This window comes from Yersinia sp. 1252 StPb PI, assembly GCF_048593885.1.
Lineage (GTDB): Bacteria > Pseudomonadota > Gammaproteobacteria > Enterobacterales > Enterobacteriaceae > Yersinia > Yersinia enterocolitica_E.
Genome location: NZ_JAZGQE010000574.1, coordinates 1 through 246, shown reverse-complemented (window position 1 = coordinate 246; position 246 = coordinate 1). Strand labels below are relative to the sequence as shown.

Genomic DNA, 246 nt, shown 5'->3' with positions numbered 1-246 from the left:
ATCATCTCGAAATTACACATATACCTAAAAGTATAGAATACTATGCTCCGTGGGTGAGTTTTTTAATGTCCACATTTATTATCATTTTCTTTATAAAAAAGATGAATGACGTTTCAATTGAATACAATAATGATTTAATTCGCTCAAAAGAGTATCAAAAACAGTCGGATATAATATTTTCTTTTGGTCTGCAAGCCGCGTCTTCTGCCCACGATATATCAAAACCTATATCAACAGCGGTTCTGG

1 protein-coding gene is annotated in these 246 nt (G+C 32.5%); it reads left to right on the top strand.

What is annotated here, in order from left to right; all coding sequences use genetic code 11:
* Positions 1-65: 65 nt before the first annotated feature.
* The coding region (locus tag V2A85_RS24780; protein WP_420072695.1) for a hypothetical protein at positions 66-246 on the top strand (181 nt) is incomplete at its 3' end.